This window comes from Mycolicibacterium tokaiense (assembly GCF_010725885.1).
GTDB lineage: Bacteria > Actinomycetota > Actinomycetes > Mycobacteriales > Mycobacteriaceae > Mycobacterium > Mycobacterium tokaiense.
In genome coordinates, this window is the sequence record NZ_AP022600.1 from 4,241,469 (window position 1) to 4,261,291 (window position 19,823).

The window sequence follows — 19,823 nt, forward strand, 5'->3', positions numbered from 1 at the left end:
CCGCACCGGCTGGCAGCTTGTCCGGTCATGTCACGGGTTTTCCGCGGGAGCGAGTCGGTCGCAGCCGGGCTGGTCACGAAGTACGAACTCTCGAGGTCCTACCAGCGGTTGTTTCCGGACGTCTACGCACCACCTGGCCTCCTGACATCCGAAGAATGGATCCTCGCTGCCTGGTTGTGGTCGCGCCGCTGCGGCGTCGTCTGCGGTATCGCAGCATCAGCCTGGCGCGGAGCGAAGTGGTTCGAGATGCCAAAACCCGTGGAGCTCTGTGTGCGCAATGACAAGCCGCCGGCCAGGGTGATCACCCGACGAGACACCATCCTCGATTGCGAAATCGAGGTGATCCGGGGCGTTTCCGTGACGACGGTGGCCCGCACCGCCTTCGACCTGGCGCGTCTGCGGACCGAACGGCAAGCGGTCGCCCGCCTCGACGCGCTCGCGAGAGCCCACCCTTTCCACGCCGCGGACGTTCTCGAGGTGGCCGACCGGCACAGGGGCGTCAAGGGCCGGCCCCGGGTTGCGAAGGTGTTGCAACACGTCGATTCCGGTGCCGAGTCGCTGCAGGAAAGCTATCTGAGGCTGACGCTCACCGACGCCGGCTTCCCCCGGCCACAGACCCAGATCGCCGTGCCCAGGCCCGGTGGTCGCCGCTATTTCCTGGACATGGGCTGGCCCGAGCTGATGGTCGCGGTCGAATACGACGGCGATCATCACCGGGCCGACCGGCAGACGTACACCAACGATGTGGTCAGGTCCGAATACCTGGCGTCGGTGGGGTGGACCGTCATCCGGGTTCTCGCCGATCATCAGCAGTCAGACATCATCGGCCGGGTGCGGCGAGCCCGAGACTCGCGCAGCTAGAGGACGTGCAGCATCCGCGTGTTGCCGAGGATGTTGGGCTTGACGTAGGACAGGTCGAGGAACTCCGCGACGCCCACGTCGTAGGAGCGGCACATCTCCTCGTAGACCTCGGAGGTCACCGGTGTGCCCTCGATCTCGGTGAAGCCGTGGCGCGAGAAGAACTCCGTCTCGAAGGTCAAGACGAACACCCGCTGCAATTGCAGCTCGCGGGCCACCTCCAGCAGCCGCGAGACGATCTGGTGCCCGACGCCGTGACCCTTGACCTTCGGATGCACGGCAACCGTGCGCACCTCGCCGAGATCGGACCACATCACGTGCAGGGCCCCGCAGCCGATGATCTCGCCGTCCAGTTCGGCCACCCAGAACTCCTGGACCGCCTCGTACAGCGTGACCAGGTTCTTTTCCAGCAGGATCTTGCCGGCGTAGGTGTCGACGAGTGTTTTGATCGCCGGAACATCCGAGGTACGCGCCCGGCGTACGGTCAGCCCGCTCACGGGACGAGAGTATCGGCTGACGATGCCGAAGACGCCAACCGATATTCTGTGTCGGTGTCGGACCCTTCTGAAACGCCGCCAGCGGTCCGGCGCGTCAGAGTCGCCAACATCGCGAACCTCCTCACGGCATTCCGGCTGGTCCTCGTGCCGGTGTTCCTGCTGGTGCTCTTCGCGGGCGACGGACACGAGACCGCCAGCCGGATAACCGCTTTCGTGATCTTCGCCACCGCGGTCATCACCGACCACTGGGACGGCTACCTGGCGCGCCGGTATGACCTGGTGACCGAGTTCGGCAAGCTGGCCGATCCCATCGCCGACAAGATGCTGATAGGCGCTGCGCTGATCGGGCTCTCGATGCTGGGCGACCTACCGTGGTGGCTGACCGGCATCATCCTGTTCCGCGAGATCGGCGTCACCGTGCTGCGGCTCGCGGTCATCCGCCACGGCGTCATCCCGGCCAGCCGCGGCGGGAAGCTGAAGACGCTGGTCCAGGCCGTGGCCATCGGGCTGTTCATCCTGCCGCTGACCGAGCCGTGGCACTCCGCGGCCTGGATGGTGATGTGGGCGGCGCTGGCTCTGACGGTGCTCACCGGCCTCGACTATGCGGTGTCGGCGGTCCGGGGGGCACGTGCCCGATCCGCTGCTCGCTGACCCGATCGGCGCCGACGCCCGCAGGCTGATCGCGGCGCTGACTGCCCGCGGGGAGACGCTGGCCACCACGGAATCGCTGACCGCCGGGCTGCTGGCCGGGACACTGGCCGGCGTGCCCGGGGCCAGTTCCGTGCTGCTCGGCGGGCTGATCACCTACACCGAAGCCACCAAGATCGCGCTGGCCGGCGTCGACCCCGGCGTGCTGGCTGCCGTCGGGCCGGTGGCGGCCGAGACCGCGCAGCAGATGGCCGACGGCGCCCGGCGCCGGTGCGCCACCACCTGGGGGATCGGTCTGACCGGCGTGGCCGGTCCGCAACCACACGGCGGTCACGCCGTGGGCACCGTGTTCCTCGGACTCGCCGGGCCAGGCGGGTGCGAGGCCACCCGGCTGCACCTGCCCGGCGAACGCTGGGACATCCGTCTGGCAGCGGTGCATCGGGCCATCACGGCGCTGCTGGCCAGAATCGGTCAGGGCTGACCTCCGGCATCCGGGAACCATCTGCGCCGTCGATGACGTTCTTCTTGGAGTACCTGGATACGAAACGTAAGGAGAGCGCGATGTCGGCACTGTTGCGTGAAGTCGTTGGTGACGTGCTCCGTCGCGCCCGGACATCGCAGGGACGCACCCTGCGTGAAGTGTCTGATGCAGCGATGGTGAGCCTGGGATATCTGTCCGAGGTGGAGCGCGGCCGCAAAGAAGCATCCTCGGAACTGCTCAGCGCCATCTGCACGGCGCTGGACGTGCCGCTGTCGCACGTCCTGATCGACGCCGGGGAACGGCTGGCCCGGCATGAGGCGCTCAGCGCGCCGGTGTCGACCAACATCGATGCCAGCACCAAGGTCGTGATCCCGCCGGTGTCGCAGGACCGCGCCAGCATGGCGGTGGCCTGAGCTCGGAAAATCGGCGCCGCGCCCCCGGCGGGGGTGTGGCATCACGCGTGTACCGGATAAATTGGGCTGCAAGCGCGTATCAGCTGCGTGTGGGTCAGACATCAACGGCGACGACGAAGTGAAGGCGAAACGATCCCCATGGCAAATCCGTTCGTGAAGGCGTGGCGCTACGTGATGGCGCTGTTCAACTCCAAGATCGACGAGCACGCCGACCCCAAGGTCCAGATCCAGCAGGCCATCGAGGAGGCTCAGCGCACCCACCAGGCGCTGACCCAGCAGGCCGCCCAGGTGATCGGCAATCAGCGTCAGCTCGAGATGCGGCTCAACCGCCAGCTGGCCGACATCGAGAAGTTGCAGGCCAACGTGCGTCAGGCGCTCACCCTGGCCGATCAGGCCGTGGCCAACGGCGATGCCGCCAAGGCCACCGAGTACAACAACGCCGCCGAGGCGTTCGCCGCGCAGCTGGTGACCGCCGAGCAGAGCGTCGAGGACCTCAAGGGTCTGCACGACCAGTCGCTGCAGGCGGCCGCGCAGGCCAAGAAGGCCGTCGAACAGAACGCCATGATGTTGCAGACCAAGATCGCCGAGCGCACCAAGCTGCTCTCGCAGCTGGAGCAGGCCAAGATGCAGGAGCAGGTCAGCGCGTCGCTGCGGTCGATGAGTGATCTCTCCGCTCCGGGCAACACCCCGAGCCTCGACGAGGTGCGCGACAAGATCGAGCGTCGCTACGCCAACGCCATGGGCGAGGCCGAGCTGGCGCAGAACTCGGTGCAGGGCCGGATGATGGAGGTCCAGCAGGCCAGCGTCCAGATGGCCGGGCACTCCCGGTTGGAGCAGATCCGCGCCTCGATGCGCGGTGACGCCCTGACGGCCGGGCCCGCCGCCGACGCCACCCCGGCGCCGGCCGCCGGAGCCCAGGCCCCGGCCACACCCGAGAACCCGCTCAATCAGTAGGAGGGACCATCGTGGCGGTCAAGCCGTTCTCCCGGCAGTGGGGATCGTTGCTGCAGCGGGGGCTTGACTCTGCCAGCGAAGCAGCCGACGTGGTGGCACACCGGCTGAGCCTGGCCGCGGACCCGCGGGCCCGCCACCTGCGCAAGCGCAAATGGGCCCTGCGGTTCGCAGTGTTCTTCACCTTCTCGTCGGTGTTCTGGATCCTGGTGACGGCCCTGCTGGCCGCGTGGAGCACGCCGGTGTGGGGGCTGATCATCACCGGCGTGATCGCTGCGGGTGCAGCGTTCCCGGCGACCCTGTTCTGGTTGCGCTACCGCTTCCTGCGGGTCACACCGCTGCCGGTGCAGCGGCCCGCCAGCACGCGCCGGTTGCCCCCGCCCGGATCGGCGGCGCGGCCGGCGATGTCTGCCCTCGGTGCTTCCGAGCGTGGCCTGATGTCTCTGATCGGCGTGATCGAACGGGGTCAGCTGCTGCCGCCGGAGGAGATCCGCGAGCTCACCGAGGCCGCCAACCAGACCACCGCCACCATGATGGCCACCTCCGATGAGGTGGTGTCGATGGAGCGGACGGTCAAGAATTCGCCGCACTCCCGCGACTACCTGGTTCCCACCATCAATGCGTTCACCGCCCAGCTCGGCCACGGTGTCCGGCAGTACAACGAGATGGTCACCGCCGCGGCGCAACTGGTGTCGTCGGCCAACGGCGGGTCCATGCCGATCTCGCCGATGTCCCAGCAGCGCTACCGCGAGCAGTTGGGCAACGCCACCGATCGTCTGCTGGGCTGGGCCCAGGCGTTCGACGAACTGGGTCAGCTGCGCAAGACCTCCTAGAACTTGCGCTGCAGCGAGGGCACCGCGATCGCAGCGGTACCCCGCACCAGGGCCTTGGCGAAGTCGACGTTGTCGAAGTAGTCCCGCCACAACGTGATTCGGCCATCGTGGACCTCGAACACCCCGCACACCCAGAACACCAGCCGTAGTGGGCCGAACACCAGGACGTCGGTGCGTTCGTTGAGCACGGTGTCGCCGTCGGCGGCGCTGCGGTGGATCTTGACATCGAAGCCCATGCTGGGCCGCTGCATGCCCCGAAACAGCTTGATGGCCCGCCGCCGGCCGTGGATGGTCGGGAAGCCGACGTTCTGATAGACGAGATCGTCGGCGAGCAGGGCGTCCGCGGTGTCGAGATCCTTGTCCCGCAAGGAGTTGAGGAACTTCTCGACGGTGGCGATGTTGGTGTCGGTGATCGGCTCGGTCATGGCGTCGAGCCTACGTATCACCGGTGTGGCAGGGTAGGGCGATGCGTGTCGCGGTGGTCGCCGGCCCGGACCCCGGGCACGCGTTCCCGGCCATCGCCCTGTGCCTGCGATTTGCCGCCGCCGGGCACGCGCCGGTGTTGTTCACCGGGGTGCACTGGCTGCCCACAGCGGCAGCAGCCGGGCTGGAGGCGGCGGAGTTGCTGGGTCTTGACCCCGATCCGGCCGACGACGATATGGACGCGGGAGCGAAGATCCACCGTCGTGCCGCGCGGATGGCAGTACTCAATCTCGACCGGCTGCAGGGATTCGACCTGGTGGTCTCCGATGTCATCACCGCCTGCGGCGGGATGGCCGCCGAACTGCTGGGCATCCCGTGGATCGAATTGAATCCGCACCCGCTGTACCGGCCGTCGACGGGTTTGCCGCCGATCGGCAGCGGCCTTGCCCCGGGCACCGGACTGCGCGGCCGCGCCCGCGACACCGTGATGCGCGCGCTGACGGCGCGCTCGTGGAGGCAGGGCCTGCGGCAGCGTTCGGACGCCCGCGTGTCGATCGGCCTGTCCGCCCGTGATCCGGGTCCGGTGCGCCGTCTGATCGCCACCCTGCCTGCGTTGGAGGTGCCGCGACCGGACTGGCCGGCAGATGCCGTCGTCGTCGGGCCGCTGCACTTCGAGCCGACGGCCGAGGTGTTGGGTGTGCCGGCGGGGGACGGGCCGCTGGTGGTGGTGGCGCCGTCGACGGCCACCACCGGTACCCGGGGCCTGGCCGAATTGGCCGTCGAGGTGCTGGTGCCGGGGCACGTGCTGCCCGCCGGGGCGAGGGTGGCGGTGTCCTGGTTGGGTGGTGAGCTGGAGCTGCCGCCATGGGCCGCGGCCGGGCTGGGGCGCCAGGACGAACTGCTGGCCCAGGCCGATCTGATGATCTGCGGCGGTGGCCACGGAACGGTGTCCAAGACATTGCTCGCCGGGGTGCCGATGGTCGTGGTGCCCGGCGGGGGAGACCAGTGGGAGATCGCCAATCGTGTTGTGCGCCAAGGCAGTGGCCAGCTGATCCGACCGCTGACGGGTCCCGGGCTGGCTGCGGCGGTCCGCGAGGTGCTCGCCGGGCCGGGCTACCGCGAGGCGGCGGTCGCGGCCGGTGCGACGGCGGCGGGCGTGGCTGATCCGGTACAGGTGTGCCAGGAAGCCGTTGGGTAGGTTGGTGGGGTGCGGCTCACCGAATTCCACGAACTGGTCGACGCGCAGTTCGGCGCTGTGCGTGGGGCGTCTCTGCTGGTGGATCACGTGCTGACCAGCATCGGGGGCCGGACCGCGGCGCAGGCCATCGAGGCCGGGGTGGAGCCGCGCGACGTCTGGCGGGCCCTGTGCGCCGATTTTGACGTCCCTCGCGACCAGTGGTGACGGCGCACCTCGGCGTGTCTGCTTGAATCGAACACCTGTTCGTCTACTGTGGTCAGTGTTCGACGCGAAGTTTTGTCGGTGGCTCCCTCTAACGTCACGAGCAACCGACCAACACGGGTCAGAAGAACACGACTAGCGAAAGAGGCATCACCATGGCGCCACAGGCACCCGACCGCGAGAAAGCCCTGGAGCTCGCCCTCGCGCAGATTGAGAAGAGCCACGGCAAGGGTTCTGTGATGCGCCTCGGTGAAGAGGTCCGTCAGCCCATTTCCGTGATCCCCACCGGTTCCATCGCGCTGGACTGCGCGCTGGGTATCGGCGGCCTGCCCCGCGGCCGCGTCGTCGAGATCTACGGCCCGGAGTCCTCGGGTAAGACCACCGTGGCGCTGCACGCCGTGGCCAACGCCCAGGCCGCCGGCGGCATCGCGGCGTTCATCGACGCCGAGCACGCCCTGGATCCCGACTACGCCAAGAAGCTGGGCGTGGACACCGATTCCCTGCTGGTCAGCCAGCCGGACACTGGTGAGCAGGCGCTCGAGATCGCCGACATGCTGATCCGCTCCGGCGCGCTGGACATCCTGGTCATCGACTCGGTGGCCGCCCTGGTGCCGCGCGCGGAGATCGAAGGCGAGATGGGCGACAGCCATGTCGGTCTGCAGGCCCGGCTGATGAGCCAGGCGCTGCGCAAGATCACCGGTGCGCTCAACAACTCCGGCACCACCGCCATCTTCATCAACCAGCTGCGTGAGAAGATCGGCGTGATGTTCGGCTCGCCCGAAACCACAACGGGCGGTAAGGCATTGAAGTTCTACGCCTCGGTCCGGCTCGACGTACGACGTATCGAGACCCTCAAAGACGGCACCGATGCGGTGGGTAACCGCACCCGTGTCAAGGTCGTCAAGAACAAGGTCTCGCCGCCGTTCAAGCAGGCCGAGTTCGACATCCTGTACGGCAAGGGCATCTCCCGCGAGGGTTCGCTCATCGACATGGGCGTGGAGCACGGCTTCATCCGCAAGTCCGGCTCGTGGTTCACCTATGAGGGTGAGCAGCTCGGGCAGGGCAAGGAGAACGCCCGCAACTTCCTGCTCCAGAACGCCGATGTGGGCAACGAGATCGAGAAGAAGATCAAGGAGAAGCTCGGTATCGGTGCCGAGTTGACTGCTGATGACGTCCTCCCAGCGCCAGTCGACTTCTGAGGATCAGCAGCCGGAGAAGCGCGCGGAGCAGGCGAAGTCACTGTGCCTTCGCCTGCTCACCGCCCGGGCCCGCACCCGCTCCGAACTGGAAGCGCAGCTCGCCAAGCGGGAGTACCCAGACGATGTCAGCGCAGCGGTACTCGATCGGCTGACCAAGGCCGGACTGATCGACGACGCGGACTTCGCCGAGCAGTGGGTTCGCTCGCGGCGGGCCCACGCCGGAAAAGGCAAGCGCGCGTTGGCTGCTGAGCTGCGCACCAAAGGCGTGGATGACCAGATCATCGCTTCAGCGCTTGCGGACATCGACGCCGACGCCGAGCGGGAGCGTGCCGAGCAGCTGGTGCAGAGCAAACTGCGCCGGGAGACACTGGCCGACGGCGACGACCTCAAGCTGATGCGACGGCTGGTCGGAATGCTCGCGCGGCGTGGCTACAGCCAGGGCATGGCGGCCGACGTGGTGCGGATGGAGCTGGATGCCGAGAGGCGCCGGCGCGCGGTGTAGCGCGATCAATCACCGAGCGCCTGTTGCAGCACGGCGTCGAGATCGGGCGCGGCCTCGCGGCTCCGTGGGGTATGGCCACCGCGGGCGTGCTCGGCGGTCACCCGCTGAATCAGCTGGTTGACAGGTGCGCTGAGACCGTGCAGGCGTGCAGTCAGCACGATTTCGCCGTTCAGCCAGTCGGTTTCGACATCGCTGCGGCCCCGGGCGATGCTCTGCCACGTCGAACCGAAGGCGTCGCGACGGGCGCGGCCCTGCAGCAGATCGCCGCGGCGTTGCAGATCCTGCTCCGCGGTCACCACCGGGATGCGGGCGGCGGCCAGCACCTGCTCGCCCTCCTCACGGACGCGCCGGATCAACTCGTCGGTGTCTGGTCCGGGCTGATAGGTGGCGAGTGCCCCGTTGGCGAGGTTGGCAATCAGCTTGCGGTGCTTCCACGCCATGACGTCGGGGCGGACCTCGGAGGCGAACCCGGCTGATCGCAACAGGGCCGAGGCCGCCGCCGCGGTGGCGTCGCTGCCGGCCGGGAACCGTCCGAGATCCAGGATGCCGGCGATGGGCGAGCACTGCTGTACCACCACCCCGGGCTTCAGATGCGCCGACGGCAGCATCACGGTGATGCCGTAGACATCGGCGAACAGTCGCAACGCGGCGGCCTCGTTGGCCACTCCGTTCTGGGCGATGAACAGCGGCGTGCTGCGCGGCGCATGGGCGCGCAGGTCATCGAGTGCCGCGGCGCTCTGCTGACTCTTGACCGCGAGGATCGCCAAAGGCGCCGCCGTCCAATCGATCTCACCGGCGCTGGGTGCCGCCGGCACGCGCACCGTCTCGGAACCGGTCTGGGTCACCACCGTCAGACCGCGACGCCGAATGGCGTCGAGGTGATCGCCGCGCGCCACCGCGCTGACCGCCACACCGGCCAGGTGCAGCCGAGCGGCGATCACCCCGCCCACCGCCCCTGCGCCGTAGACGACAACGGGTCGGCTCGGTGTCATGGATGTCCTCTCGTCGCGCCGGGAGTCTCGCTGGCATCGAGCGTATGCGGGTCTCGGCGAAACTGGCGCCCACGTTCGACTACCCGGTGCTGGAACGGTTTTGGCAGCTCTGAACAGTTGCAGGCCGCCAGCCACTCGGCATTTCGGGCCCAAACGGCGGTTTGGGCGGGAAATCAGTCGGCTTTCTGGACCGTGGCGCCGGGGGCGCCTTCCTGCTCGATGGCCTGGGCATCCAGCGCTGGGGGCGCCTTCCGGGAGCGGCGCAGCCGTCTCTCGAGTTTGGTGGCCACCACCGAGAGCGCGAAGTTCACCGAGATCATCAACACCGCGATCACGATCAGGGCGGGAACGTAGTTGCCATAGGACGACCCCACCTGCGTGCCTTGGCGGACCATCTCGACGAACGTGATCTGGTAGCCGATCGCGGTGTCCTTGAGCACCACCACCAGCTGCGACACCAGCACAGGCAGCATCGAGGTGACGGCCTGCGGCAGCAGGATCGACCGCATGGTCTGACCCCAGCGCAGGCCCAGGGCGGACGCCGCCTCGGCCTGCCCGCGCGGCACCGCATGCACACCGGCGCGGACGATCTCGGCGATCACGGCGCCGTTGTAGAGAGTCAGGCCGGTGATCACACCGGCCAGCGCCAGCTGCCGGGACGGGAACACGTCGTAGGCGGCGTACAGGAAGTAGGCGAAGATCATCATGACCAGCACCGGAACGGCGCGGAAGAACTCGACGAAGATCGCGCACGGCACCCGGATGACGGCCTGGTGGGACAGTCGCCCCACACCCAGCACGAAGCCCAGGATCAGCGCCAGCACGATGGAGATGGCCGCGGCGGTCAACGTGCCCTGGATGCCGGGCAGCACGTAGGTCTTCCAGAGGTTGGCCGTCAGGAACGGCTCCCACTTGGCGGCGGTGAGCTGACCGCGTTCGGAGAACCGCGAATACACCAGCCAGGCGATCACCGCCAGCACCACCGCGGTGACGGCGGTGATGATGTGGTTGCGCAGCCGGGCCCTCGGGCCGGGGGCGTCGAACAGAACGGAGGAACCGGTCACTATCGCGACACCGCCAGTTTCTTGCCGAGCCAGCCGAACAGCAGACCCAGTGGCAGCGTCAGCACCACGAACCCGAAGCCGATGATGGCGCCCACCGTCAGCACGGCTGCGGTGTTCTCGATCATCTCCTTCATCAGCAGCGCCGCCTCGGCCACCCCGATGGCCGAGGCGATGGTGGTGTTCTTGGTCAAGGCGATGAGCACCGACCCCAGCGGGATGATGACCGCGCGAAAGGCCTGCGGCAGCAGGATGATCTGCAGGTTCTGCCCGAAGGTGAAGCCCAGCGACCGGGCCGCCTCGGCCTGGCCCAGCGGCACGGTGTTCACCCCGGAGCGCACCGTTTCACACACGAACGACGCCGTGTAGACCGTCAGCCCCAGCACGGCGAGGCGGAAATTGCTGTCCACGATCGAGGTCGGGGACTGTGGGTCCACCAGCGTGATCCCCAGAGTCTGCGAGACCCCCAGCGAACAGAACAGGATGATCAGCGTCAGCGGGGTGTTGCGCACCACGTTGACGTAGGTGGTGCCGATCCAGTTGAGCACCGGCACGGGCGACAGGCGCATGGCGGCCAGCGCCGTGCCGAGAATCAGGGACCCGACAGCCGAGTAGACCGTCAGTTTGATCGTGATCCAGAACGCCGCGAAGATTTCCTCGCGGTACTCGGTGAAGACCTCCACGGTTGCCGGGTCGTCCGATGTTCAGTGACCGAGGGCCGGATCAGTACCGGTCGATGGCCGGCGGCTGCGGTGCCTCGATGCCCGCGGGTCCCAGGTTCTTGTCGAAGGCTTCCTTCCAGGCGCCGTCGGTCTCCATCTTCTCGATGGCGTCGTTGATCTGGTTGCGCAACTCGGTGTCGCCCTTCTTCAGACCGATGCCGTAGTTCTCCTCGGAGAACTGCTCGCCGACGATCTTGAAGTCGCCGGGGCTCTGTGCGGCGTAGCCGGCCAGGATGGTTTCATCGGTGGTCACGGCGTCGATGGCGTTGTTGCGCAGGGCCTCGATGCACGCCGAGTAGGTGTCGTACTGTTGCAGCTGCACGCCCGGGTACTCGTCCTTGATCTTCTGCGCCGGCGTCGACCCCGACACCGAGCACAGCCGCTTGTTGTTCTCCAGCGAGGCCGCCCCGGTGATGTCGGTGTTGTCCGAGCGCACCAGCAGGCTCTGGCCGGTGACCAGGTACGGCCCGGCGAAGTCCACCTTCTCCTTACGGGCGTCGGTGATGGAGTAGGTGGCGGCGATGAAGCGCACCTGCCCGTTCTCGATCAGGTTCTCGCGCTGTGCCGACGGGGCCTCCACCCACTCGATCTGCTCGGGGGTGTAGCCCAGCTCGCCGGCCACGAAGGTGGCCACATCGACGTCGAAGCCGCTCATGCTGCCATCGGGGTTCTTCAGGCCGAGGCCGGGCTGGTCGAACTTGGTGCCGATGGTGATGGTGTCGCCACCTGCGTCGCCGCCTCCGCCGCCGCTGTCACCGCCGCAGGCGCTCAGGGTCAGAGCCAGCGCCGCGGCCGCTGCGACACCTGCGGTGAGCGTGCGGGAACGCTTCTGGAAAAACACGTGACTGTCCTCTCGACGGGCGGCTAGTGATTCAGGATCTTGCCGAGGAAGTCCTTGGCTCGATCGGTTTTCGGGTTGGTGAAGAACTCCTCGGGAGCGGCGTCTTCGACGATGGCGCCCTCGGCCATGAAGACCACCCGGTTGGCGGCGCGGCGGGCGAAGCCCATCTCGTGGGTGACCACCACCATGGTCATGCCCTCGCCGGCCAACGCCGTCATGACGGCGAGCACCTCGTTGATCATCTCCGGGTCCAGGGCGCTGGTGGGCTCGTCGAAGAGCATCACCTTGGGGTTCATGGCCAGCGAGCGTGCGATCGCCACCCGCTGCTGCTGCCCGCCGGACAGCTGCGCGGGGTACTTCTCGGCCTGGTTGGCCACGCCCACCCGCTCCAGCAGCGCCATGGCCTCGGCGCGCGCCTTGTCCTTGCTCAGCTTGCGCACCTTCAGCGGCGCCAGCGTGACGTTCTCGAGAATTGTCTTGTGCGCGAACAGGTTGAACGACTGGAACACCATGCCGACATCGGAGCGGAGCTGGGCGAGCTTGCGGCCCTCTGCGGGCAGCTCGTGGCCGTCGATGGCGATGGTGCCCGAGTCGATGGTCTCCAGGCGGTTGATGGTCCGGCACAGGGTGGACTTGCCCGACCCGGACGGCCCCAGCACCACGATCACCTGGCCGCGGGCGACCGTGAGGTTGATGTCCTTGAGAACGTGCAGGTTGCCGAAGTGTTTGTTGACGCCCGTCACAGCGATCATCGGCGTGCCGGACTCGGTCGGCGCATGCGCATCCACATCCGACCCAGGAGACCCCATGGGTCGCCACCATACCCAGGAATCCCACAGATCGCGCACGGACCGGCCGAAATTCAACGGTCAGAAGGGGTCCGGCCTGCGAATTTCAAGGGTGGCGTTCGGCGCCGATACCATGGACCGATGACTTCGACGGTGACGCAGGCGCAGCCGGTGTCACCTGCGCGTACCTACCAGGTCCGCACCTACGGCTGCCAGATGAACGTGCACGACTCCGAGCGGCTGGCCGGCCTGCTGGAAACCGCCGGATACCGGCGCGCCCCCGACGGCGCCGACGCCGATGTGGTGGTCTTCAACACCTGCGCGGTGCGGGAGAACGCCGACAACAAGTTGTACGGCAACCTCAGTCACCTGGCGCCGCGCAAGCAGTCCGACCCCGGCATGCAGATCGCCGTCGGCGGGTGCCTGGCGCAGAAGGACCGCGACGCGGTGTTGAAGAAGGCGCCCTATGTGGATGTGGTGTTCGGCACCCACAACATCGGCTCGCTGCCCGCCCTGCTGGAGCGGGCCCGACACAACCGCGAGGCGCAGGTCGAGATCGTCGACGCCCTCGAGCAGTTCCCCTCGACACTGCCGGCGGCCCGCGACTCCGCCTATGCCGCTTGGGTTTCCATCTCGGTGGGCTGCAACAACACCTGCACGTTCTGCATCGTGCCCGCACTGCGGGGCAAAGAAGTGGACCGCAGACCAGGTGACATCCTGGCCGAGGTGCAAGCCCTGGTGGATCAGGGTGTGCTGGAGGTGACGTTGCTGGGGCAGAACGTCAATGCCTACGGTGTGTCGTTCGTCGATCCCGAAACACCGAGGGACCGTGGCGCATTCGCGGCATTGCTGCGGGCCTGCGGCGGCATCGACGGGCTCGAGCGGGTGCGCTTCACCTCGCCGCACCCGGCCGAGTTCACCGACGACGTCATCGAAGCCATGGCCGCCACCCCGAACATCTGCCCGACGCTGCACATGCCGCTGCAGTCCGGCTCCGACCGCATCCTCAAAGCGATGCGCCGCTCCTACCGGGCGCAGCGATACCTCGGCATCATCGACCGGGTACGCGCCGCGATGCCGCACGCGGCCATCACCACCGACCTGATCGTCGGCTTCCCGGGCGAGACCGAAGAGGATTTCCAGGCCACCCTCGACGTGGTGGAGCAGTCGCGCTTCGCCACCGCTTTCACCTTCCAGTACTCCAGGCGTCCCGGCACCCCGGCTGCCGAGCTTGCCGATCAGGTGCCCAAAGCTGTTGTGCAGCAACGCTATGATCGGCTGATCGAACTGCAGGAGCGGATCTCCTGGGAGGAGAACCGCGCGCAGGTCGGCACCACGGTGGAGTTGCTGGTGGCCGCGGGGGAGGGCCGCAAGGACGCCCACACCGCCCGGATGAGCGGTCGCGCCCGTGACGGTCGGCTGGTGCATTTCACCCCCGGAGCCAGCCCGGTTCGCCCCGGCGATGTGGTGACCTGCGTCGTCACCTCGGCCGCGCCGCACCATCTGATCGCCGACGGCGCTCTGCTCTCGCACCGGCGCACCCGCGCCGGCGACGCCCACGAGGCGGGCGTCAAACCCAAGACCGTCGGACTGGGCCTTCCGGGACTCGGTGTGCCGGCGCCGCAACCCAGTGTGTCAGGGTGCTCGCTGTGAACGCCCCCGACGGAAACCAGTTCGAGCACTTCAAAGCTGACATCGAGGCGGCCGAACGCAAGGTGGGCCGCGAGATCGAACCGGGCGCCCGCGCCCTGGTGGTCTCGGTACTGGTGTTCATCCTGATCGGGTCGTTCTTCCTGTCGCACACCGGCGACGCCCGCGGGGTCGACGTGCTGCTGGGTTCTCCGGCGGCTGTCGACGCCGGCGTCACCCTGCCGTCGCGGGTGTTCAGCTGGCTGGCCCTGGTGTTCGGCATCGGGTTCTCGATGCTGGCGCTGCTGACCCGACGCTGGGCCCTGGCGTGGGTGGCCTCGGCGGGCACCGCGGTGTCCTGCGTGATCGGCATGCTGGCCATCTGGTCGCGCCAGACCGCGGCCGAGGGCCTGCCAGGACCCGGCATCGGCCTGGTGCTGGCCTGGCTGACCGCGATTGTGCTGGCGTTCCACTGGGTGCGCGTGGTGTGGTCACGCACTGCGGTGCAGCTGGCCGCCGAAGAGCACCGCCGCCGTGCCGCCGCCCAGCAGCAGTCGCGCAGCTTGCTCGACCAGTACGACGAGCAGGACCCCGACAAGCAGGGTTAGCGCTTCTTCGTCACGGCTTCGGCGGCCGTCTCCGCCCACTGCCGCCACTGCGCGGCGCTGGCCCGGGCAGATTCGGCGTCCTTGGTCTTGCCCGCGGCCTCGGCCTTGGCGGCCTGCTTCTCGAACTGCTCGGCACGCACCCGGAACTGCTCGGCGCGGGCCTGCGCCTCCGGGTCGGTGCGGCCGGCGTCGGCGGCGTCACGGACCTTCTTCTCCACCGCGCGCAGGCGCCGCTCGAGGTCGGTGCGGTCCCTGGGCACCTTGCCGATCTCGTCCCACTTGTCGGTGATCTGGCGCAGCGCGGCGCGGGCGGCGTCCGCGTCGGCGGTGTCGATGCGCTCGGCCTCGAGCAGCAGCGCCTCCTTGGCGTCGGCGTTGGCCGCGAACTCCGCGTCCCGCTCGGCGGTCACCGAGTTCCTGGCCGAGAAGAAGGTGTCCTGGGCGGCCTTGAACCGGCGCCACAGCGCGTCGTCGACATCCTTGCTGGCCCGGCCCACCGACTTCCACTCCGTCAGCAGGTCACGGAACGCCGCGCTGGTGGCGCCCCAGTCGGTGGATCCGCTCAGGGCCTCGGCGCGAACGCACAGCGCCTCCTTGGCAGCCTTGGCGCCGGCACGTTCTTTGTCCAGCTCCGAGAAGTGCGAGCCGCGCCGCCGGTTGAACGTCTCGCGTGCCGCCGAATAGCGCTTCCACAGCGCGTCGTCGGTCTTGCGGTCTAGCCCCGTGATGCCCTTCCACTCGTCGAGGATGGTGCGCAGGCGGTCGCCCGCGGCCTTCCACTGCGTGGAGTTGGCGGCCAGGTCCTCGGCCTCGGCGGCCAGGGCCTCCTTGCGGGCGATCTGCTCGGCGCGGTGCTCGTCGCGGCGGGCGCGCTCGGCGACAGCCGCGGCATCGGCGTGCTCGGCGATGGCGGTCAGCCGGGCTGCCAGCGAATCCACGTCACCCAGGACGTGGGCGTCGGGCAGGGTCTCGGCGAGGGTGGCCGCAGCGGCCTTGATCTTGCGGGCGTCACCGGTGCCCGATTCCAACCGGTGCTCCATCAGCGCGATCTCGGTGGCCAGGTCGTCGAAGCGGCGGCCGAAATGCTCGAACGCGGCTTCGGGTTCCCCCGCCTGCCAGGAGCCGACGATCCGTTCCCCGGAACCGGTGACCAGCCAGACCGTGCCGTCGTCGTCGACCCGGCCGAAGCGGTGCGGATCGCTGCTCGGCGGCGCGGGCGGAACTGGCGTGGTGGGTGGCGGAGCGGCCACGCGCGGCCCCGGGCGGGGCCCAGGCTTGGCGCCCGGACGGGGCCCGGGGGTGGGGACGGGGCGTCCGGAAGTCGAGGGCGCTGCGCCGCCGTCCGGAGCGGAATCTGATGTGGTCACTTGTCGTCCCCTGTCCGTCACGTGGGTCTCCCCACGCCCTGCCGCGCACCGCGGCGCCTGTCCTGATCGGTCACCATCTCGCCATCGGCCTGCTCGCCCGGCTTCGGCGGGACGCTACTACTGTTCCGTTGAAGGTATTCAAGCAGGTCGGGCTCGCAGATACCGCTACGTTCGTGTTGCGCGCCACAACAGGGGAGGTCGTGGTCATGGGCAAGGCGGATCTCGCCGCCCTCTTCGCCCTCGGAGCCGCCCTGTTCATCGCCATCGGCGACGTCATCCACCAACGCTCCGCGCACGAGGTCACCGAGGAGAAGGTCAGCCACGTCGGGCTGTTCCTGCGACTGCTCAAAGACCGTGCCTGGTGGCTGGGCAGCGTGGTGGCGGCGGTCGGATTCGTGCTGCAGGCGGCCGCCCTGGGGTTGGGCTCGGTGCTGCTGGTGCAGGCCCTGCTGGTGACTTCGCTGCTGTTCGCACTGCCGATCAGTGCCCGCGCGTCGCACCGCCGGGTCAGCCGCTGGGAGTGGACCTGGGCGGCGCTGCTGGCGGCGTCGGTGGCGGTGATCGTGACCGTCGGCAACCCGACCGAAGGGCAGTCGCGGGCGACCATGCAGACCTGGGCGCTGGTGGCCGCGGTCCTGGGTCCGCTGCTGGTGGCCGCCGTCATCGGGTCCCGCATCTGGTCGGGATCGATCAGCGCGGTACTGCTGGCCATGGTCTCCGGGGCGCTGTGGGGACTGTTCGCGGTGCTGCTCAAAGGCGTGGTGGATCTGCTCGGCGACGGCGTCGTGGCACTGCTGCGTTCTCCCGAGCTGTACCTGTGGGCTGCCGTCGGGATCGCCGGCACCGCCTGGCAGCAGTCGTCGTTCCGCGCGGGTGCGCTCACCGCGTCGCTGCCCACGATGACCGTCACCGAGCCGGTGGTGGCCTCCGTGCTGGGCATCGTGGTGCTCGGCGAAACCCTGCACCCGGGGGAGCTGGGCCTGTTCGTGCTGATCGCGGCCGTGGCGATCATGGTGGTGTCGACGGCCATGCTGGCCCGGGGTGAGGCTGCCGCATCCTCGACCGCTCCCGGCTAGCCTGGTCTCCCGTGTTGGTGGCCGCCGCGATCATTCCGTCTGCACCCGTGCTGGTTCCCGAACTGTCCCGCGGCGCCGCCGAGGTCGCCGACCTGCGCGAGGCCGTGTTGACCGCCGCCTCCGGGTTGCCCGACCGCTGGGTGGCAGTGGGCGTGGGCACCGAGAACCGGGTGTGGGGACCTGAGGCCGCGGGAACCTTCGCCGGGTACGGCGTGGACGTCCCCGTCAGCCTGGGCCCGGACGCGGGTCCCGTGGCACCGCTGCCGCTGTGCGCGTTGATCACCGGGTGGGTGCGCGCCCACGTGCGACCCGCTGCCCACGCGCGGGTGCACACCGTCACCGACCCCCGGAGCGCCTCGCAGCTGGGCCGGGCCTTGCGCACCGAGCTCGATGCCACCGCCGATCCGGTGGGTGTGCTGGTGGTGGCCGACGGCTGCCACACCCTGACCCCGGGCGCGCCCGGCGGGCACGACCCGTCGTCGGTGGCGGTGCAGTCCGCCCTCGACGAGGCGCTGGCCGCCGGTGACGGCCCGGCGTTGGCGGCACTGCCCGAGGCGGTGGTGGGGCGGGCCGCCTATGCGGTGCTCTCCGGACTCCTGCCGACGCCAGCCGCGGTCGACGAGCTCTACCGTGGCTTCCCGTTCGGGGTGGGTTACACCGTGTGCGTGTGGCGGCCGTGACGCAGCGGCCGATCGCCGTCATCGGACCCACCGGCACCGGCAAGTCGGATCTGGCGCTGCAGCTCGCCGAGCGGGTCGGCGGCGAGGTGGTCAACGCCGACGCCATGCAGTTCTACCGCGGGATGGACATCGGCACCGCCAAGCTGACTGTGGCGCAGCGACGCGGCATCCCGCACCACCAGCTCGACGTCCTCGACGTCACCGAAACCGCGACGGTGGCCCGCTACCAGCAGGCCGCCGCCGCCGATGTCGAGGCCATCGCCGGGCGCGCCGCGGTCCCGGTGATCGTCGGCGGATCCATGCTCTACATCCAGTCGCTGCTCGACGAGTGGGTGTTCCCGGCCACCGACCCCGACGTGCGGGCGCGCTGGGAACAACGACTGGCCGAGGTCGGGGTCGCGGCGCTGCACACCGAGCTGGGCCGCCGGGATCCGGCGGCCGCCGCGGCCATCCTGCCCACCGACGGCAGGCGGATCGTCCGCGCGCTCGAGGTCGTCGAGCTGACCGGCCGGCCGTTCGCGGCCTCGGCGCCCAGCATCGGCGCACCCCGCTGGGACACGCTGATCATCGGAGTGGACCGCGACACCGCACACCTGGATCCCCGGCTGCAGCAGCGCACCGACGCCATGTTCGACGGGGGCCTGGTCGAGGAGGTGCAGCGGCTGCTGCGCGCGGGGTTGCGTGACGGGGTGACCGCCGCCCGCGCCCTGGGATACGCGCAGGTGCTCGCCGCGCTGGACGCCGGCGGTGACGACCGGGCCCTGGCCCAGGCCCGTGAGCTGACGTTCATCGGGACCCGGCGCTATGTACGACGGCAGCGGTCGTGGTTCCGCCGCGATCACCGCGTCCACTGGCTCGACGGCGCGGCCGACGACAATGCGGCCGCGGTGCTGCGGTTGTGGCGGGCCGTATCCTGAACCCGTGGAGTTTGCCAAAGGACACGGGACGCAGAACGACTTCCTGCTGTTGCCCGACCTCGAGGCACGCCTGACGCTGGCACCCGCCGCGGTGGCGGCGCTGTGCGATCGCCGGCGGGGCCTCGGCGCGGACGGTGTGCTGCGGGTGGCGACCGCCGGGGCGCTGCTGGGGGCCGGTGTGCTGGAGCGGCTGCCCGAAGGGGTGGCCGAGGGCGACTGGTTCATGGACTACCGCAACGCCGACGGCTCCCGGGCCCAGATGTGCGGCAACGGAGTTCGGGTGTTCAGCCACTACCTGCGGGCATCGGGTCTGGAGTCCCGCGACGAGTTCGTGGTGGGCTCGCTGGCGGGTGCCCGCCCGGTGGTGATCCATGAGACCGGAGATCTGCATGCCGACGTCACCGTCGAGATGGGCAAGGCCGGTCAGTTCGGCGCGGGCACCGCTGTGGTCGGTGGGCGCCGGCTCCGCGGGCTGGCCGTCGACGTCGGCAACCCGCATCTGGCCTGTGTCGATCCGGAGCTCGACGAGGGCGGGCTGGCCGCCCTCGACGTCGGCGCCCCCGTCGAGTTCGACCGCACCCAGTTCCCCGAGGGCGTCAACATCGAGGTGCTGACCGCGCCGGTCGGTGGCGCCGTGAGCATGCGGGTACACGAACGCGGCGTGGGCGAGACCCGTTCCTGCGGCACCGGCACCGTCGCCGCCACGGTGGTCGCGTTGCAGCATCTGGGGGAGCAGACCGGGGCCCTGACCGTCCGGGTGCCCGGCGGTGCGGTCGAGGTCACGGTCACCGAGGCCACCAGCTACCTGCGCGGACCGTCCGAACTGGTCGCCCGCGGCAAATTGTCGCCGGAATGGTGGAACTCTGTGGAACCGAAAGGCAGCGCACAACGTTAATCGGGGTGCATGAACAGTGATCTCCGTGCGAATGTGTATTCGC

At 69.1% G+C, this 19,823-nt stretch carries 24 protein-coding genes; 16 read left to right on the top strand and 8 right to left on the bottom strand.

Going from position 1 to position 19,823, the window contains the following annotated elements:
• The first annotated feature begins 246 nt into the window (after positions 1-246).
• On the top strand, positions 247-861 hold the full coding sequence (locus tag G6N58_RS20685; protein ID WP_232067944.1) for a DUF559 domain-containing protein: 615 nt from the start codon (positions 247-249) through the stop codon (positions 859-861).
• On the opposite strand, the gene G6N58_RS20690 is transcribed toward G6N58_RS20685, so the two are convergent.
• Positions 858-1,355, bottom strand: a complete 498-nt coding sequence (locus G6N58_RS20690; RefSeq protein ID WP_435406127.1) for an amino-acid N-acetyltransferase — start codon at positions 1,353-1,355, stop codon at positions 858-860. The two genes, G6N58_RS20685 and G6N58_RS20690, sit on opposite strands and share 4 nt — an antisense overlap.
• Before the next feature lie 54 nt (positions 1,356-1,409).
• On the opposite strand from G6N58_RS20690, the gene pgsA reads away from it, so the two are divergent.
• The 5 genes from pgsA to pspM all read left to right on the top strand — a co-directional run bounded on the left by pgsA (position 1,410) and on the right by pspM (position 4,681).
• Positions 1,410-2,006 carry a CDP-diacylglycerol--glycerol-3-phosphate 3-phosphatidyltransferase gene (gene pgsA / locus G6N58_RS20695; RefSeq protein WP_068919767.1) on the top strand — a complete coding sequence of 199 codons (597 nt, stop codon included), beginning with the start codon at positions 1,410-1,412 and terminating at the stop codon, positions 2,004-2,006.
• Entirely contained in the window at positions 1,984-2,484 is a 501-nt protein-coding gene (locus G6N58_RS20700) for a CinA family protein (RefSeq protein ID WP_115277460.1), read from the top strand. The genes pgsA and G6N58_RS20700 overlap by 23 nt, the downstream gene beginning before the upstream one ends.
• Before the next feature lie 80 nt (positions 2,485-2,564).
• Positions 2,565-2,897, top strand: a complete 333-nt coding sequence (clgR, locus tag G6N58_RS20705; RefSeq protein WP_068919768.1) for a transcriptional regulator ClgR — start codon at positions 2,565-2,567, stop codon at positions 2,895-2,897.
• 138 nt (positions 2,898-3,035) lie between these two features.
• Positions 3,036-3,851, top strand: a complete 816-nt coding sequence (gene pspA, locus G6N58_RS20710) for a phage shock protein PspA (protein WP_068916481.1) — start codon at positions 3,036-3,038, stop codon at positions 3,849-3,851.
• 11 nt (positions 3,852-3,862) lie between these two features.
• Positions 3,863-4,681: a phage shock envelope stress response protein PspM gene (pspM, locus tag G6N58_RS20715; RefSeq protein ID WP_115277459.1), complete on the top strand. Its 819-nt coding sequence runs from the start codon at positions 3,863-3,865 to the stop codon at positions 4,679-4,681.
• Here pspM and G6N58_RS20720 read toward each other — a convergent pair.
• On the bottom strand, positions 4,678-5,106 hold the full coding sequence (locus G6N58_RS20720) for a limonene-1,2-epoxide hydrolase family protein (protein ID WP_115277458.1): 429 nt from the start codon (positions 5,104-5,106) through the stop codon (positions 4,678-4,680). The genes pspM and G6N58_RS20720 overlap by 4 nt on opposite strands.
• Positions 5,107-5,147: 41 nt before the next feature.
• Between G6N58_RS20720 and G6N58_RS20725 the strand changes: the two genes are divergently transcribed.
• The 4 genes from G6N58_RS20725 to recX all read left to right on the top strand — a co-directional run bounded on the left by G6N58_RS20725 (position 5,148) and on the right by recX (position 8,204).
• Positions 5,148-6,302 carry a glycosyltransferase gene (locus tag G6N58_RS20725; protein ID WP_115277457.1) on the top strand — a complete coding sequence of 385 codons (1,155 nt, stop codon included), beginning with the start codon at positions 5,148-5,150 and terminating at the stop codon, positions 6,300-6,302.
• Between the two features lie 9 nt (positions 6,303-6,311).
• Entirely contained in the window at positions 6,312-6,506 is a 195-nt protein-coding gene (locus G6N58_RS20730; RefSeq protein WP_068916485.1) for a DUF3046 domain-containing protein, read from the top strand.
• Positions 6,507-6,658: 152 nt separating this feature from the next.
• Entirely contained in the window at positions 6,659-7,702 is a 1,044-nt protein-coding gene (gene recA, locus G6N58_RS20735) for a recombinase RecA (protein ID WP_068916486.1), read from the top strand.
• Positions 7,671-8,204: a recombination regulator RecX gene (recX, locus tag G6N58_RS20740; RefSeq protein ID WP_115277456.1), complete on the top strand. Its 534-nt coding sequence runs from the start codon at positions 7,671-7,673 to the stop codon at positions 8,202-8,204. The genes recA and recX overlap by 32 nt, the downstream gene beginning before the upstream one ends.
• A gap of 5 nt (positions 8,205-8,209) precedes the next feature.
• Here the strand turns inward: recX and G6N58_RS20745 are convergent, their stop codons facing one another.
• The 5 genes from G6N58_RS20745 to G6N58_RS20765 form a co-directional block, all read right to left on the bottom strand.
• Positions 8,210-9,196: a ketopantoate reductase family protein gene (locus G6N58_RS20745; RefSeq protein ID WP_115277455.1), complete on the bottom strand. Its 987-nt coding sequence runs from the start codon at positions 9,194-9,196 to the stop codon at positions 8,210-8,212.
• 173 nt (positions 9,197-9,369) lie between these two features.
• Positions 9,370-10,260 (bottom strand): amino acid ABC transporter permease, encoded by an 891-nt coding sequence (locus tag G6N58_RS20750; RefSeq protein WP_115277454.1) that lies wholly within the window; start codon positions 10,258-10,260, stop codon positions 9,370-9,372.
• The gene (locus G6N58_RS20755) at positions 10,260-10,940 is read right to left on the bottom strand and encodes an amino acid ABC transporter permease (protein WP_115277453.1); all 681 of its coding nucleotides are present in this window, start codon (positions 10,938-10,940) and stop codon (positions 10,260-10,262) included. The genes G6N58_RS20750 and G6N58_RS20755 overlap by 1 nt, the downstream gene beginning before the upstream one ends.
• A gap of 40 nt (positions 10,941-10,980) precedes the next feature.
• Positions 10,981-11,820 (bottom strand): glutamate ABC transporter substrate-binding protein, encoded by an 840-nt coding sequence (locus G6N58_RS20760; RefSeq protein WP_115277452.1) that lies wholly within the window; start codon positions 11,818-11,820, stop codon positions 10,981-10,983.
• Between the two features lie 23 nt (positions 11,821-11,843).
• On the bottom strand, positions 11,844-12,572 hold the full coding sequence (locus tag G6N58_RS20765; RefSeq protein WP_170314379.1) for an amino acid ABC transporter ATP-binding protein: 729 nt from the start codon (positions 12,570-12,572) through the stop codon (positions 11,844-11,846).
• Positions 12,573-12,749: 177 nt separating this feature from the next.
• Here G6N58_RS20765 and miaB point away from each other — a divergent pair, with 177 nt between their 5' ends.
• Positions 12,750-14,261, top strand: a complete 1,512-nt coding sequence (miaB, locus tag G6N58_RS20770; protein ID WP_115277450.1) for a tRNA (N6-isopentenyl adenosine(37)-C2)-methylthiotransferase MiaB — start codon at positions 12,750-12,752, stop codon at positions 14,259-14,261.
• Positions 14,258-14,845 carry an Rv2732c family membrane protein gene (locus tag G6N58_RS20775; RefSeq protein ID WP_115281375.1) on the top strand — a complete coding sequence of 196 codons (588 nt, stop codon included), beginning with the start codon at positions 14,258-14,260 and terminating at the stop codon, positions 14,843-14,845. Before miaB ends, G6N58_RS20775 begins: the two co-directional genes overlap by 4 nt.
• Here the strand turns inward: G6N58_RS20775 and G6N58_RS20780 are convergent.
• On the bottom strand, positions 14,842-16,212 hold the full coding sequence (locus G6N58_RS20780) for a DUF349 domain-containing protein (protein ID WP_115277449.1): 1,371 nt from the start codon (positions 16,210-16,212) through the stop codon (positions 14,842-14,844). The genes G6N58_RS20775 and G6N58_RS20780 overlap by 4 nt on opposite strands.
• A 206-nt stretch (positions 16,213-16,418) precedes the next feature.
• On the opposite strand from G6N58_RS20780, the gene G6N58_RS20785 reads away from it, so the two are divergent.
• From G6N58_RS20785 to dapF, 4 genes are read left to right on the top strand one after another with little or no spacing between them, the layout of a single operon-like run.
• Positions 16,419-17,288, top strand: a complete 870-nt coding sequence (locus G6N58_RS20785; protein ID WP_115281374.1) for a DMT family transporter — start codon at positions 16,419-16,421, stop codon at positions 17,286-17,288.
• Between the two features lie 11 nt (positions 17,289-17,299).
• A complete protein-coding gene (locus G6N58_RS20790) occupies positions 17,300-17,968 on the top strand; it encodes a class III extradiol ring-cleavage dioxygenase family protein (protein ID WP_115277448.1) in 669 nt (222 codons plus the stop codon).
• Positions 17,965-18,885 carry a tRNA (adenosine(37)-N6)-dimethylallyltransferase MiaA gene (gene miaA / locus G6N58_RS20795; RefSeq protein ID WP_115281373.1) on the top strand — a complete coding sequence of 307 codons (921 nt, stop codon included), beginning with the start codon at positions 17,965-17,967 and terminating at the stop codon, positions 18,883-18,885. The genes G6N58_RS20790 and miaA overlap by 4 nt, the downstream gene beginning before the upstream one ends.
• Positions 18,886-18,889: 4 nt before the next feature.
• Positions 18,890-19,780 (top strand): diaminopimelate epimerase, encoded by an 891-nt coding sequence (dapF, locus tag G6N58_RS20800; protein WP_115277447.1) that lies wholly within the window; start codon positions 18,890-18,892, stop codon positions 19,778-19,780.
• Positions 19,781-19,823 lie beyond the last annotated feature (43 nt).